This window comes from Bacillus sp. J33 (assembly GCF_000518885.1).
Classification (GTDB): domain Bacteria; phylum Bacillota; class Bacilli; order Bacillales; family Cytobacillaceae; genus Cytobacillus.
Map to the genome: position 1 here is coordinate 1 of NZ_JAEL01000081.1, position 13,808 is coordinate 13,808.

General features: G+C 42.4%; 16 protein-coding genes and 1 riboswitch. Of the genes, 11 read left to right on the forward strand and 5 right to left on the reverse strand.

Translation table 11 applies throughout. The annotated features are described in order from the left end of the window. Positions 1 to 427 precede the first annotated feature (427 nt). Positions 428 to 925, reverse strand: a complete 498-nt coding sequence (locus L634_RS0120545) for a GNAT family N-acetyltransferase (protein WP_026584070.1) — start codon at positions 923 to 925, stop codon at positions 428 to 430. 13 nt (positions 926 to 938) lie between these two features. Next, positions 939 to 1,388 (reverse strand): SRPBCC family protein, encoded by a 450-nt coding sequence (locus L634_RS0120550; RefSeq protein WP_026584071.1) that lies wholly within the window; start codon positions 1,386 to 1,388, stop codon positions 939 to 941. Positions 1,389 to 1,605: 217 nt separating this feature from the next. On the opposite strand from L634_RS0120550, the gene L634_RS33960 reads away from it, so the two are divergent. From L634_RS33960 to L634_RS0120580, 6 genes are all read left to right on the forward strand, one after another. Then, positions 1,606 to 1,779, forward strand: a complete 174-nt coding sequence (locus L634_RS33960) for a hypothetical protein (protein ID WP_198029806.1) — start codon at positions 1,606 to 1,608, stop codon at positions 1,777 to 1,779. Positions 1,780 to 1,944: 165 nt separating this feature from the next. Beyond that, positions 1,945 to 3,456 (forward strand): cardiolipin synthase, encoded by a 1,512-nt coding sequence (cls, locus tag L634_RS0120560; RefSeq protein ID WP_026584072.1) that lies wholly within the window; start codon positions 1,945 to 1,947, stop codon positions 3,454 to 3,456. 230 nt (positions 3,457 to 3,686) lie between these two features. Beyond that, a complete protein-coding gene (locus L634_RS0120565) occupies positions 3,687 to 5,078 on the forward strand; it encodes a TldD/PmbA family protein (RefSeq protein ID WP_026584073.1) in 1,392 nt (463 codons plus the stop codon). 1 nt (position 5,079) lies between these two features. Next, positions 5,080 to 6,438: a TldD/PmbA family protein gene (locus L634_RS0120570; protein WP_026584074.1), complete on the forward strand. Its 1,359-nt coding sequence runs from the start codon at positions 5,080 to 5,082 to the stop codon at positions 6,436 to 6,438. Positions 6,439 to 6,578: 140 nt separating this feature from the next. Further along, a complete protein-coding gene (locus L634_RS0120575; protein ID WP_026584075.1) occupies positions 6,579 to 7,115 on the forward strand; it encodes a GNAT family N-acetyltransferase in 537 nt (178 codons plus the stop codon). Between the two features lie 71 nt (positions 7,116 to 7,186). Further along, positions 7,187 to 7,468, forward strand: coding sequence for a hypothetical protein (locus L634_RS0120580; RefSeq protein WP_026584076.1), 282 nt, complete (start codon positions 7,187 to 7,189; stop codon positions 7,466 to 7,468). Between the two features lie 89 nt (positions 7,469 to 7,557). Here L634_RS0120580 and L634_RS0120585 read toward each other — a convergent pair whose 3' ends face one another. Further along, positions 7,558 to 7,899, reverse strand: a complete 342-nt coding sequence (locus L634_RS0120585) for a DUF3243 domain-containing protein (protein ID WP_026584077.1) — start codon at positions 7,897 to 7,899, stop codon at positions 7,558 to 7,560. A 330-nt stretch (positions 7,900 to 8,229) separates the two neighbouring features. Between L634_RS0120585 and L634_RS0120590 the strand changes: the two genes are divergently transcribed. Further along, positions 8,230 to 8,952 carry a 5-formyltetrahydrofolate cyclo-ligase gene (locus tag L634_RS0120590; RefSeq protein ID WP_026584078.1) on the forward strand — a complete coding sequence of 241 codons (723 nt, stop codon included), beginning with the start codon at positions 8,230 to 8,232 and terminating at the stop codon, positions 8,950 to 8,952. A 40-nt stretch (positions 8,953 to 8,992) separates the two neighbouring features. Here L634_RS0120590 and L634_RS0120595 read toward each other — a convergent pair whose 3' ends face one another. Together L634_RS0120595 and mscL are read right to left on the reverse strand one after the other, a co-directional pair. Continuing rightward, positions 8,993 to 9,637, reverse strand: coding sequence for a Bax inhibitor-1/YccA family protein (locus tag L634_RS0120595; protein ID WP_026584079.1), 645 nt, complete (start codon positions 9,635 to 9,637; stop codon positions 8,993 to 8,995). A 70-nt stretch (positions 9,638 to 9,707) separates the two neighbouring features. Beyond that, positions 9,708 to 10,079, reverse strand: a complete 372-nt coding sequence (gene mscL, locus L634_RS0120600) for a large conductance mechanosensitive channel protein MscL (RefSeq protein ID WP_026584080.1) — start codon at positions 10,077 to 10,079, stop codon at positions 9,708 to 9,710. Positions 10,080 to 10,293: 214 nt separating this feature from the next. Next, a riboswitch (PreQ1 riboswitch) is annotated at positions 10,294 to 10,339 on the forward strand. A gap of 109 nt (positions 10,340 to 10,448) precedes the next feature. Between mscL and queF the strand changes: the two genes are divergently transcribed. The 4 genes from queF (at position 10,449) to panF (ending at position 13,497) form a co-directional block, all read left to right on the forward strand. Beyond that, positions 10,449 to 10,946, forward strand: a complete 498-nt coding sequence (gene queF, locus L634_RS0120610) for a preQ(1) synthase (protein WP_026584082.1) — start codon at positions 10,449 to 10,451, stop codon at positions 10,944 to 10,946. 18 nt (positions 10,947 to 10,964) lie between these two features. Beyond that, positions 10,965 to 11,597 (forward strand): queuosine precursor transporter, encoded by a 633-nt coding sequence (locus L634_RS0120615; RefSeq protein ID WP_026584083.1) that lies wholly within the window; start codon positions 10,965 to 10,967, stop codon positions 11,595 to 11,597. Between the two features lie 173 nt (positions 11,598 to 11,770). Further along, positions 11,771 to 12,058, forward strand: a complete 288-nt coding sequence (locus tag L634_RS0120620) for a YhdT family protein (RefSeq protein WP_026584084.1) — start codon at positions 11,771 to 11,773, stop codon at positions 12,056 to 12,058. Then, positions 12,055 to 13,497 (forward strand): sodium/pantothenate symporter, encoded by a 1,443-nt coding sequence (panF, locus tag L634_RS0120625; RefSeq protein WP_026584085.1) that lies wholly within the window; start codon positions 12,055 to 12,057, stop codon positions 13,495 to 13,497. The genes L634_RS0120620 and panF overlap by 4 nt, the downstream gene beginning before the upstream one ends. Positions 13,498 to 13,808: the final 311 nt, after the last annotated feature.

Below are 13,808 nucleotides of genomic sequence, written 5' to 3' on the forward strand. Positions count from 1 at the left end.
CTGAAGGGAACTAATCGAGAGGAATAGTGCCCGTGACGAGGAGCGCCTGAGTCTGAAGGGAACTAATCGAGAGGAATAGTGCCCGTGACGAGGAGCGCCCGAGTCTGAAGGGAACTAATCGAAAGGAATAGTGCCCGTGACGAGCAGCGCCCAAATCTGAAGGGAATTAATCGAAAGGAATAGTGCCCGTGACGAGCAGCGCCCGAGTCTGAAGGGAACTAATCGAGAGGAATAGTACCCGTGACGAGGAGCGCCCGAGTCTGAAGGGAGCTAATCGAGAGGAATAGTTCCCGTGACGAGCAGTGCCCAAATCTGAAGGGAACTAATCGAAAGGATAGTGCCCGTAACGAGGAGCGCCCGAGTCATTGTGAAGAAATATCAATAATTAAATGGCAGCCCCTTTAAAAAGGAAGCTGCCATTGTCCAGTTAAAAATACAATGCCATGAGGTCTTCATCATAGTACACACCATTGATCTTCAAGGCATGCCGCTCCTTGCCGTATACTTCAAATCCAAAGGAGGAATAAAGCTTTTTAGCTGGAACGTTCTCTGACATGACTGCCAAATGGATTTGTTCAACTCCATCCCATTCTCTTGCTTTTTCCACAGCTTCGCTGATCAGTCTTTTGCCAATGCCTTTTTGACGGGAGGATTCAGTCACGTACATTGCATAAATATTGGCACGATGCTTCATCTTTAATCCGGTTTCCCTTACTAAGCTAACCATGCCCACAAGCTGGCCGTCTTCAAATGCTCCAAAGTGAACAGAATTCTCCGCTTTAAACCTTTCTCTGTAAACTGCGGTTGGGCGTCCAACTTCTTCTTCATAACTTGAACCAAATGACTCGGGGTTCTTTTTTAAACCTTCCAATCTTAACTCTTTGTATCCCGCAGCATCCTCAGGCTGTAAAAGTCTTATGTCCATCCTGTATTCTCCTTCAAGCTTCGGTTTCAGCTACATGCTTAACCCGTTCAGCAAATTTTTTCACGACTTTGTCATTCGCAAAAAGCAAAAAGAACTTTACGAACCATTTTAATGGCTGATTTGTTGCCGTATATTTAAAACGGGTTCTGTTCTCATCGACTTTGACTATTTCATAGTGGGCAGTAATATCGAACATATTTGCCAGGCAAAATCCGACCTTCAGCTCCTTATGATCCGGAGTATCAGCAAACTTCATGGTTTCTACATCGTATTCTTCAATCCTTGATCCTTCCTTATATTTTTGCCGGTAGATGCTGCCGACCACTTCATCTGTTATTTTTACCGGCTTATGCTCAACCACCTGGGGCATGATTTTTTGCATGTTTTCTTCGGTACCATTAAATAGCTCCCAGACTTTTTGAATCGGAGCTTCAATATCTATTTCCGTCGACCACTGTTTCATTAGCAACAGCTCCTTGCTTATAAAAAATCTATTTCCACTACATTCTCTGCAATTGTACAAAACCCTTTAACTTTTTTCTAAAAATAGTTTTTTAAGCATAGTTAGGGGAAAAGCAACAATTAATGATAAAAGAGCCTAAGGAAAAAAGAGATTCTTCCCGAATATTAAGGCAAAGGTTTGCCGATTATGAATATACATATATAAAGGGGGACGGAAGATGGGGGTATTATTTGGATTAATTATTGTGACCCTTGTGTTTGCCTACAGCATTGACCGCAAACGGAAAAAGATAAACAATACATCGCAAAAGGGAATAAGCCCTAACGAAAAGCCTGGGGAGAGCTCAAATTATACGATGGGTGACAACCATTATAGCGGTGGCGGGCAATAAAATAGAAAGCATTGCTATATAAAGAGCAAGGCTTCTTTTTTTTCCGAAAATGCTTTCTTCACCCTGTAATTGGGAAAAACTAATTATGACTGGTTTCTTATGTGCAATAAAAAGGGTATAGGTACATTCAAATATAGTAACCTTTTTAGAGTTGGAGAAGTGGCTATGAGAAAACGCAGAGTTGAATCACTGTTTGTATTTATATTAATTGCATCAACTTATACGATTGTTTTTACAGATGCCAGTACACGAATCAAAATAGGTGCTGCTATTTTGTATGGGGCAGTTATTTTAATAAGTGCTTATTCTTTAATACTGGAGAACCGAACTCCGCATCAGACCCTCCTATGGATGTATGTACTCGTGTTTTTTCCGGTATTTGGCTATCTGTTCTACTTGTTTTCCGGACAGCTTTATTTGAAAGGCTACCTTTTTAAAAGCAAAAGGAGCAGGGACCGGGATGAATGGAAGCGGCTAATGAAAAGAGAGGATACACCGGATCTTTCCTTTTTGCAGGAAAGCCAGCTATGCTTTGCGAGATTTGCCAATAATATAGCTCTTACTCCCTTGAGCTCGAATTCACGGGCGCAGGTCCTGAAAAATGGCGAGGAAACGTTTAATGAGATGAAAAAGAAACTGCGTGAAGCAGAAAAGTTCATTCACATGGAGTATTATATTTTCCGGTCTGACCGGCTTGGAAAAGAAATCATAAATATATTAATTGATAAAGCCAAACAAGGTGTGGAAGTGCTGTTTATTTTTGATGCTGCCGGCAGTATGGGGATTTCTCTGGAGGATCTGCAATCCATGGAAGAATCTGGCATTAAAGCGCTGCCGTTTTCTCCTCTAAAATATGGATTTTTTAACCAGAAGTTCAATTTCCGCAATCACCGCAAGATTGTTGTCATTGACGGAAAAGCCGGTTTTGTAGGCGGCCTTAATATAGGGGTGGAATACCTGGGGGAGGATGAAAGAATAGGCTTTTGGCGTGATACACATATGCTCCTGAAAGGCGAGGCTGTTTACACGCTGCATACCGTATTCTTGCTGGATTGGGAATACGTCAGCAAGGAAGAAGTGCTGGAGAAGTTCAGAAATGTAAAGTATCCAATTGAAGATGATGTGCTCGATGGAGCGGTTCAGGTGGTGGCAAGCGGACCTGATACACAGCAGGGAATCATGAGTGATTTGTATTACTCCATGATTTCCTGTGCAACCCAATCCATATGGATTGCCACCCCCTACTTTGTCCCTGACGAATCCATCAGGACGGCATTAAGGATTGCGGCTGCAAAAGGGGTAGAGGTGCGAATCCTGGTGCCGGAAATTAACGACAGCTTCCTGACCCAGTACGCAAGCCGTTCTTACTTTCCGGAGCTCTTGCGTTATGGAGTGGAAATTTACTCCTATAAAAAAGGCTTCCTGCATCAAAAAATCATTATTGTGGACGGAAATCTCGCTTCGATCGGAACAGCCAATATGGATATGCGCAGTTTCCACCTGAATTTTGAAGTCAATGTTTTCCTGTATGGCACAAGCTCCATCCGCGATCTGGCCGCGCATTATGAAGAGGATATGGGAGAGAGCGTTAAAATAGGCCCTGTCCAGTATTATAAACGGGGGTTTGTGGAACGATCGAAAGAATCATTCGCCCGGCTGTTTTCCGGCGTATTATAGAGTTTGGGAAAAGGTGCCTTGATTTGGGTGCCTTTTTTGCGTAGTCTTCAGTGGTGAACTTTGCAAAAGGGTGCTTAAGCCTGCAAATAAAAGAGCCCCATTTAGGTCTCCAGACCGAGGCACAATCATTCTCCCTATTGGTCAAAAAAGGAAAAAATCATTCTAAAATGAAGATCAGTACGGTATGATTAAAATAGTTTGAAAAGTTAGAAAGTAAAGGGAGGGGTTTTATGCTATCACAAGCACTTATTGAAGACGTTATATCTGCAGCGCTGGCTACTGGCGGGGATTTCGCTGAAGTATTCGTCGAGGACCGCTTTACAAATAACCTTGCATTGCAGGGCGGGAAGATTGAGAGCAGTTTATCAGGCCGGGATTACGGGATTGGCATTCGCGTGTTTAAAGGCCTCCAGAGTGTTTATGCTTATACAACAGATGGATCGAAGGGCGGTTTGCTGAAAGCGGCAGGCAGCGCTGCCCAGGCAATTCAAGGAAATACAATCATCCAGCCCTCCCAGCTGCAAAAAGAAATCATTCCAGCAGCACATCCTATTACTCTAAATCCTCGTGAAGCGGAGAAGTTTCGCAAAGTAGAGGTGATGAAAAAAGCTTACGAAATTGCAAAGAAATATCATAACAGCATCCAGCAGGTAACTGTCAGGTATCTGGATGAAGAGCAAAATGTGCTGATTGCCAACTCCGAGGGCAGATTTGCAGAAGACCGCAGAGTGAGAAGCCGCTTGGCGATTCAGTCAATTGCGGTAAAGGGCAATCAAATGCAGCCCGGATTCTACGGTCCAGGTGCCCATAAAGGCTTCGAATTTATGGAAAATCTGAATTTAGAGCATTATGCAAATGAAGCTTCCCGCATCGCGGTTACGATGCTTGGTGCAGACCCATGCCCAAGCGGGAAATTCCCTGTCATTATTGATAATGAATTCGGCGGTGTTATTTTCCATGAAGCATGCGGACATGGTCTTGAGGCTACATCTGTTGCAAAGGAAAACTCGGTTTTTGCGAACAGGATTGGCGAAAAAGTGGCATCAGATGTCGTTACATATATTGATGACGGCACGCTTGCAAATGAATGGGGCTCCATTACGATTGATGATGAAGGCGAACAAGCCCGTAAAAATGTTCTGATTGAAAATGGCGTTTTAAAAGGCTACCTGATTGATAAATTTAACGGACGCAGAATGGGCATGGAGTCCACAGGCTCAGGAAGAAGGCAGTCCTACCGTTTTGCGCCGACATCCAGGATGACCAATACGTATATCGCCAATGGCAAGTCCACTCCGGAAGAGATTATTTCGAAAACAGAACACGGAATTTATACGAAATATATGGGCGGGGGCCAGGTAAATACAACAACGGGCGATTATAATTTTGCTGTTATGGAAGCATACCTTGTAAAGAATGGAAAAATAAGCAAACCGCTGAAGGGAGCTACACTAATTGGAAATGGCCCTAAAACCCTCCAGCTTGTCGATATGGTCGGGAACAATTTGGGCCACGGTGCCGGAATGTGTGGATCCCAGAGCGGAAGCATCCCTGTAAATGTCGGACAGCCGATGATACGTGTAAGTGAAATGACCGTTGGCGGAAGAAAGGGGGATGAATAGGATGAATTTGCAGGAGTTTAAAGAGAAGCTTTTTCAGATGGGAGAGCAGCATGGTTTTACGGACATGGAGCTTTATTACGAAAGGGATGAAAAGTTTGCCTGTGAGCTTTATAAAGGTGAAATCGATTCATACGAAACTTCCGAAGTGTTCGGAACCTCCTTCCGAGGGATTTACGAAGGCAAAATGGGCTATGCTTTTACAGAAAAACTGGATGAGGAATCCCTTTCTTTTCTGATAGAAAATGCGAAGGAAAATTCCCAATTCATAGAAGATGAATTGCAGGAAGAGATTTTTGCCGGCAGTGAGAAGTATAAAGAAGGTAACTTCTATTCAACTAATCTTGCTGAAGTATCAATCCCCGAAAAAATAAATTTGCTTAAGGAAATTGAGAAGCATATTTATGCATATGATGAGCGTGTTGCAGGAACAGATTATTTTATGTTAAGCAGCGGTGAAACGGAAAGGGCCATAATGAACAGCAAAGGCCTGAGTTTACAGGAAAAGAAGAATCATATTGGTGTTTATATTTCGGTGATTGTAAAGAAAGGCGATCAGGTGAAAAATGGAGTGTTCTCCAAGTTTACGAGAGAATTTTCTAGCCTTAGGCCTGAGGCAATCGCAAAACATGCAGTGGAAGAAGCACTATCCCAGCTGGATGCCCAAAGTGCTGAAAGCAAAAACTATCCTGTCTTGTTGAGGAACGACGCTGCAAGTGCATTGCTGCAAACATTTATCCCTATTTTTTCAGCCGAAAATACTCAAAAAGGGCAATCAGCATTAAAAGAAAAAACAGGCGAAAGCATTGCTGTACCGTCATTGAATATTGTTGACGATCCATTTTTGGAAGAAGGCCTCCTTAGCTCCCGTTTTGATAGCGAGGGTGTAGCCACTGCCAAAAAAGAAATTGTTACGGGCGGCAAACTTGTATCACTGCTGCATAACCGCAAAACAGCCAAGAAGGAAGGCGTGGAATCGACAGGCAATGCCTCTAAAGCATCCTATAAAGGGGCACTAACGGTAGCTCCGACGAATCTTCATGTTGTTCCATCTGATAAGACCTATGATCAATTGGCATCCTCCATTTCAGAGGGGATCATCATTACGGAATTGTCCGGACTCCACTCCGGTGCGAATACAGTATCAGGCGACTTTTCTATTGCGGCAAATGGATATTATGTCAAAGACGGAAAAGTTCAAAACGCTGTCAACCAAATGACCATCGCCGGCAATTTTTATGAGCTGCTAAATAATATAGAGGCAATCGGATCTGATTTGGAATTCACGATGGGATATATGGCTACAGGCTATATTGGATCACCTTCTCTTTTAATAAAAGAGCTTGATGTCACGGTGGAATAAGAAGAGGAAGGCACATCACCATGGGGGGGTGTGCTTTATAAATTGTACGAGATGTTAGATAAATTTCGAAACAGGCTAGATAAATCATCAGATTTGCTAGATAAAATCAAAAACCTTGTTTAAAAAAGGAGGCTGCGAAAATGAAAACCCTCGAGACAAACCGTTTAACCCTTCGAGACCTTACACTTAAGGATGCAGAAAAAGTAGAAGAATATGCAAGCGATTATGACGTTGCGAAAACCACTTTGAATATTCCCCACCCATATCCAAAAGGCGGGGCGAAGGAATTTATTACAAGTATTCTTAAAGCTGAGAAAAACGGAAAGATTGCTATTTTTGCCATCACTCTAAAAGAGGATAATAGCCTGATAGGGCTTATCAATATTTCAGGGGCAAATACAAACAAGAGAGCTGAAGTCGGCTATTGGATCGGGAAGCCGTTTTGGGGCAAAGGATATGGAACAGAAGCCGCACAGGCAGTTATCAAATATGGTTTTGAAGTAATGGAACATAATCGCATCTATGCCCTGGCATTTATCGATAATCCTGGGTCATGGAGGATTATGGAGAAGGTCGGGATGAAGCATGAAGGAGTTCTGCGCCAGCATGCCATGAAAGATGAAAGACCTGTTGATTTGACCTGCTATGCGATAGTGAGGGAGGAGTACAAGGGTTAAGGCGGCATCATTTGAATCGGATTCATTAGTATGTTTCAATGGAAGCATAACTTTACCTATTGGAGGTTCTTGTGAGAATCATTGCTTCCCATCCTTTTATAGTAGTAAAACGGACGATCGACTGGAACCAGCAGCATTATCTTGAACAGGAACACCATCTTTATTTGTATGAGGATCGCATCATTTCGCCAACGGAAAAGTTTCTGCTTGATGAAGTATGGGATATGTCATTTAGGGCATCCAATTCTGATATTGGATTCCTCTATCTTCATACAAATAGAGGATTATTCTCCTTTCAAGTTAAATCGGAACCGAGCCAGTTTATTAATCTTTATAAAGAACTTAAGCAATAAAAAAGCCGGAATCGTCACTTGCAGACATTTCCGGCAGTTATTTAGCTTTGAACTAAAGAGACGATCTGGCTGCAGAGCTGCTCGTTTTTCTATGCCTGTTCAGTCAGACGGACAAGCATATGTGCAAGCTTATGCCTTTCTTCCTTATCTCCAACCTTCCATAATTCTTTCAGCAGCTGTTCTTCACGGTTTTTTGGCTCCACATTTTCTGCAAGGTAGGCAGCAACCTTTTCTGCTGTAACTGCAAGCTGCTCTTCATTTAGTCCTAGCTTTTTGCCGAGCTCGATTCTTTCGCTAAGGTAGCTCTTAAATTCATCAAAACTGCTTAGAATATCTTCAGCTCTTTCATCTGAGATTCGGTCCATTGCCTTTTTTACATTAGTAGTGTTCAATTCACCATCTTGTTTGATTACATGCTCTTGTTCATTCATGGTATTTATCCTCCTAATGAGTTTTCTTAATAGATAGCCGTTCTTGTAAAATTCTAAACTTCCATTTCCTAGAGGCACCACGGAACTTCTGCCATTAAAAAAGATGCAAACCAATTGGTCTGCACCTTTTTTAAGTCCGATAACGGACAGCTTAAGGAATTACGATTTGCATATCGAACCAATTTTAAATATATCGGCCTTCCCCAATCAATAGGGTGCAATAATAATCCATAAGCTTGAACCCAGCTTTCATTAAAAAGAATTAACATTCCTTTTTTCTATTCAGTTTAATATAAGATGGATAAAATGAGAGAGAAGGGAGTGAACGTTTTGTATACGAAAAAAGAAATCCGCGAGTACATATGGAATTATCTTGAGGAAAATAAACTTGGCCGTTTTCCTTTTCCGCTAAAAAATAGAATCCCCAATTTTAAAGGTGCTGAAAAAGCGGCAGCGTTCGTTTTTAATATGCCCGAGTATAAAGAAGCAAAGGTTATAAAAGTGAATCCTGATTCTCCGCAGCTGCCAATCCGAACACAAATCATAAAGGATGGGAAGACCTTGCTGGTGCCGACGCCAAGGCTGAAAGCAGGCTTTATTATGGTGAAGCCCGAATGGGTGCCTGCTGGTGAAGAACGGAAAGCAGCAAGCCTTAAGCATATCCATTCATACGGAAAGGAAATCCCTCTAACAGACCTTCCTGTTATTGATTTATTTTTTGCAGGATCAGTAGGCCTTCATCGAGATGGAAGGCGAGTAGGAAAAGGCGAAGGGTATGCGGACAGGGAGTATGCGATTATCAGGGAACTTGGAAACCCGAAAGTTCCGGTAATTGGAACGGTCCATAGCGCCCAGGTTGTTGAAGCAGATATCCCTAAGGATCCTTATGACCTGACTGTTGACTGGATTGCAACCGAAAAAGAACTCATCAAAACGAACACTCCTTATCCAAAGCCGGATGGCATCCAATGGGAGCTTGTAACCGAAGAAGAAATGGAGGAAATGCCGGTTTTGCGTGAAATATGGGAGATGACAAAAGGGAAGGGAAACTAAACAAGGCAGCCCGAAAACGAGGCTGCCTTGTTTAGTTTCATTAATCTCTGCTCCCTAATATTCCAAAAATACGCAGGATATTAATAAATAGGTTAATAAAATCAAGATAAAGGTTAAGAGCCATCAAAGGCACTTCTTCGGCTGTAACACCATAATGCTTCATGCGGTTGAAATCAAATAGGACATATCCGCTGAAAACAAGCACTCCGATGAAGGAGAATGCCAGCATTCCCGTAGAGCTTAGCGGCCAGAAGATATTAAAAATCGAGATAGCAATAAGTGCAAGCAATGCAGCCATAAGCATGCCGCCCAGGAATGATAGGTCGCGCTTTGTTGTTGTAGCGTATACTGCCAGACCTGTAAAAACCACTGTTGTTGTCGCAAGAGCAAGCAGGACTGGGTTCGGTCCAATGGCTGCAAGATAATGGGCCACAATCGGGTAGGTTGTCACCCCTGAAATAAACGTAAATACATAAAGGAATGTGTAGCCGATTGCCTTCTTGCGGCGAAGAAGAAAAGCAAAAAGCAGCATCCCGACTTCAAGGATGACTAACGGCAGAAACATTGCAGGAGGAACAAAAACGCCTGCCATCGTCCCGATAAAAGCAATTCCCAACGATAATGCAAACGCCCTTAAAACGGATGGCAAGTAACCATTGCTGTTAGCAGTATGCTGTACATACATGTTTACATTTCTCCTCTATCCTATTATTTATATGTGTATACGGATGATCTGTCTAAGAGTTTCAAAATTTCTATTTGTTTTTTAATAAATCCCTGATTTCTGTTAAAAGCTCAGTATTTTTATCCACCACTGGCGCCGGTTTGGCCTCTTCTTTCTTTTTAAAACGGTTGTTTATGATTCTGACGAAGATGAAGATAGAGAAAGCCACGATAAGGAAATCTACCACATTCTGAATGAATAAACCATATTTAACCTCGGCACTTCCTACTTTCACCATCAAATTTGTGAAGCTTACTCCACCCATCAGCAGTCCGACTAGCGGCATAATAATGTCATCTACAAGGGAGGAAACGATTTTTCCGAAGGCAGCTCCGATGACAACCCCGACTGCCAAATCCAAAACATTTCCCTTCAAAGCAAACTTTTTAAATTCATTCCACATATTCATTTTCCTTTCTCAGCAAATTAAAGATATTATACTATGAAGGGTAAGAGGAAACCAGCTGCTTTAAGACCTTATTTATAATATAAAATGCAAAGAAGCCGAAATTTCCAAACCATCCAATATCCCTGCCTTTCCTAAAATATCCGTTGACAGAAACAAGCTTTTTCTCTATAGTAACTATGACAATTGCATTTAGAATATTCCCGTGTGAACGGGAGAGGTTCATAGCTTCACCCTCTATAAAAAACTATGGCTTTGATTATACAAAATCAACCATATCCAAAAGAGGATATGGTTTTTGTTTTTTAAGCTGTGTTTTGGACCTCTCTTTTTATCCGCGGGATCATATAAAGGGAGGCTTTTTTTATGTCAGGAAGAAAAGATGAGGAATTGACAGATATCACATTATTAGGAAATCAGGGTACAAAGTATCTTTTTGAATACTCGCCTGAGATTTTGGAGGCTTTTGATAACAAGCATCCAAACCGTGATTATTTTGTAAAGTTTAATTGCCCTGAGTTTACGAGTCTTTGCCCGAAAACGGGACAGCCGGATTTTGCTACCATTTATATCAGCTATATTCCAGATCAAAAGATGGTAGAGAGCAAATCTTTAAAGCTATATCTTTTCAGCTTCAGAAACCATGGCGATTTTCATGAGGATTGCATGAATATCATTATGAATGACTTAATTGAATTGATGGATCCGCGCTATATTGAGGTTTGGGGAAAATTTACTCCTAGAGGCGGAATTTCCATTGATCCTTATTGCAACTATGGGAAGCCGGGAACGAAGTATGAAAAAATGGCGGATTACCGTTTAATGAACCATGATCTTTATCCGGAAACGATTGACAACCGTTAATGTGAGAGGAGAATATCTTTGCTTTTATATTTAAATGCAGCCTTTGCAGGGCTGTTAATATTATCAAACATCCTTGCTGTTAAATTGTTCAGCCTCGGCAGCTGGGCGATCCTGCCTGCTGCAGTCATCGTATACGTGTTTACGTATCCGATCACAGATATTATCGGGGAGGTTTACGGCAAAGAAGCGGCGCGCAAAACGGTTTTTGCAGGTTTCGTGACACAGGTGCTTGCGGCTATCTTTATTTTTGCGGCTATCCACCTTCCATCTGCTCCATTCTTCGGGGCACAAGCTGAATTTGAAACGATCTTGAACGGAAGCTTCCGGGTAACCATCGCAAGTCTTATATCCTATCTGGTCAGCCAAAACCTTGATGTGTTTGTTTTTCACAAGCTGAAAGAAAAACACGGTAGCAAAAAGCTTTGGATCCGCAACAATCTATCAACGGCTTCCAGCCAGCTGATTGACACAAGCGTGTTTATTTTAATTGCCTTTTACGGCACCATGCCGCTCGGTGCATTAATAGGGATGATTGCCACTCAATATATCTTTAAGTTTATTGTTGCTGTGGCTGATACACCTTTCGTTTATTTATTTGTTAGAATGGCGAAAAAGGAACGGGCTAATACAGAAGCAAATGCAGCGCTATAAGCTTGCCTAATGAACATTTTTAAAATAATATCAAAAAAGCAGAGAGATCTGCTTTTTTTTTGTTGCAGAAAAAGGGCATAAATGGGATTATGTTTAAGGAATATTCTGTATTTAATTCCAAGTATATTTTCAGGATCCATACATATTAAAAGCAGGCTCTAAAGGGGGATAAGATGAAGAGAGACAGACAGAAAGATCATCGATTTAAAATAGCAGAAAAAGAAGCATGGATTGGAATTGGACTCGTTCTGTTTAATTTTATATGGTGGTACGGTTTTGCTTATGGAATAGGCTCTGGCCCGGCGGAGGAATATAAATACATCGCTGGATTGCCGGCATGGTTTTTCTATAGCTGTGTGGCCGGTTTTCTGATTATGGTTGTACTGGTCGCAGTTGCTGTAAAATTCTTTTTTAAAGAAGTACCTTTTGAAGATAAGACGGAAGGGGAAAATGCGGAATGAATTGGGATGTTGTAACCCCTCTCCTGATCTTTTTGGCCGTCATTTTTGCTATTGGATTTTGGTCCAGCAGGCATATCCAATCAGGCAACTCATTTCTGCAGGATTACTTCCTGGGCGGAAGGCAGCTGGGCGGCTTTATACTGGCCATGACCATGATTGCGACATACGGAAGCGCCAGCAGCTTTATCGGCGGGCCTGGCGTTGCCTATACGCAGGGCCTTGGCTGGGTTTTGCTGGCGATGTCCCAGGTGGTCACAGGTTACTTTGTTCTCATGGTTCTGGGGAAAAAGTTTGCCATCACAGCACGGACATATAATGCCGTCACGCTTATAGATTTCCTGAAAGAAAGATATAACAGCAAATGGGTAGTCTGGCTTTCAGCTCTCAGCATCATCATTTTTCTTTTTTCGGCGATGGCTGCCCAATGGGTTGGCGGTGCAAGATTAATTGAGTCATTGACAGGGCTAAGCTATATATCTGCTCTGTTCATTTTTGCCGTATCCGTTTTGGTTTATGTCGTGATTGGAGGGTTCCGTGCCGTAGCAGTTACTGATGCTGTCCAGGGAGCGATTATGTTTATAGGAACTCTTGTCCTGCTAATTGCTGTCATTGTGGCTGGAGGGGGAATTTCCAATATCATCAGTGACCTCTCCGCAGAGAATCCGAACCTTATTACTCCCTTTGGATTTGATGGGGGACTGACGCCATTATATGTTTCGTCCTTCTGGATCCTGGTTGGAGTCGGAGTGGTCGGACTCCCTCAAGTTGCGGTAAGAGCTATGTCCTATAAAAATGCCAAAGCCATGCACCGTGCGATTATAATCGGAACAGTGGTTGTTGGCTCCATCATGCTGGGCATGCATCTCATCGGGGTATTTGCCCGTCCGGTTCTCCCGGGAATTGAAGTCGGGGATAAAGTAATGCCGATGATTGCGATGGAAGTCCTGCCTCCGTGGCTTGCCGGAATTGTTTTGGCAGCTCCGATGGCAGCCATCATGTCTACGGTCGATTCCTTGCTGCTTCTTGTCAGTTCAGCCATTGTAAAGGATGTATATATAAATTATATTAAGCCTGATGCAAATGAAAGCACCATTAGGAAGATGAGCTTCGGCGTCACTGCACTGCTGGGTATACTGGTATTCCTAATAGCACTTAGTCCGCCTGATCTGCTTATCTGGCTGAACCTATTCTCTTTCGGAGGACTTGAAGCTGCCTTCATTTGGCCTGTTGTACTAGGCCTGTATTGGGGGAGAGGAAATAAATTTGGGGCAGTGGCCTCAATGATTGCGGGGACAGGCTCCTATATTTTATTTCATACCTTTTATCCAAACGCGTTTGGCATGAATACAGTCGTTTTGCCTATAGTCTTATCACTTTTGGCTTATGTAGCTGTAAGCCTTTCTGCAGAAAAAACACCATCAGCAGCTGCTGAATATTAAAAGGGCAGGCTTCGCGAGAGCGGAGCCTGTTTTTTTGAGTCAGCAACGGGAAATGTCCTTCAATCAATTTATGAAGGGCAAACCCAGGTTCCGTATGGGTAAAAATGGTCTTTATTCAGGTGATGAAGGCCAAAATTAGGTTTAACCTGGGTAAAAATGTCCTTCATCCAGGTAATGAAGACCAAAACTTGAGTCAGCATCGAAAAAATGTCCTTCATTTATGTTATGAACCTCAAAATCTGCTGATATCTCTGGGCGCAGCCTACTTCAATCAAACGTTTGATTGAAGTAGGAGAATCGTCTTAAACCGA

Coding starts and splice junctions, on each gene's coding strand:
- L634_RS0120620 (WP_026584084.1), top strand. CDS start 11,771: ATGAAGAGAGACAGACAGAAAGATCATCGATTTAAAATAGCAGAAAAA.
- L634_RS33960 (WP_198029806.1), top strand. CDS start 1,606: ATGGGGGTATTATTTGGATTAATTATTGTGACCCTTGTGTTTGCCTAC.
- L634_RS0120565 (WP_026584073.1), top strand. CDS start 3,687: ATGCTATCACAAGCACTTATTGAAGACGTTATATCTGCAGCGCTGGCT.
- L634_RS0120550 (WP_026584071.1), bottom strand. CDS start 1,388: ATGAAACAGTGGTCGACGGAAATAGATATTGAAGCTCCGATTCAAAAA.
- panF (WP_026584085.1), top strand. CDS start 12,055: ATGAATTGGGATGTTGTAACCCCTCTCCTGATCTTTTTGGCCGTCATT.
- L634_RS0120545 (WP_026584070.1), bottom strand. CDS start 925: ATGGACATAAGACTTTTACAGCCTGAGGATGCTGCGGGATACAAAGAG.
- L634_RS0120595 (WP_026584079.1), bottom strand. CDS start 9,637: ATGTATGTACAGCATACTGCTAACAGCAATGGTTACTTGCCATCCGTT.
- cls (WP_026584072.1), top strand. CDS start 1,945: ATGAGAAAACGCAGAGTTGAATCACTGTTTGTATTTATATTAATTGCA.
- queF (WP_026584082.1), top strand. CDS start 10,449: ATGTCAGGAAGAAAAGATGAGGAATTGACAGATATCACATTATTAGGA.
- L634_RS0120585 (WP_026584077.1), bottom strand. CDS start 7,899: ATGAATGAACAAGAGCATGTAATCAAACAAGATGGTGAATTGAACACT.
- mscL (WP_026584080.1), bottom strand. CDS start 10,079: ATGTGGAATGAATTTAAAAAGTTTGCTTTGAAGGGAAATGTTTTGGAT.
- L634_RS0120570 (WP_026584074.1), top strand. CDS start 5,080: ATGAATTTGCAGGAGTTTAAAGAGAAGCTTTTTCAGATGGGAGAGCAG.
- L634_RS0120575 (WP_026584075.1), top strand. CDS start 6,579: ATGAAAACCCTCGAGACAAACCGTTTAACCCTTCGAGACCTTACACTT.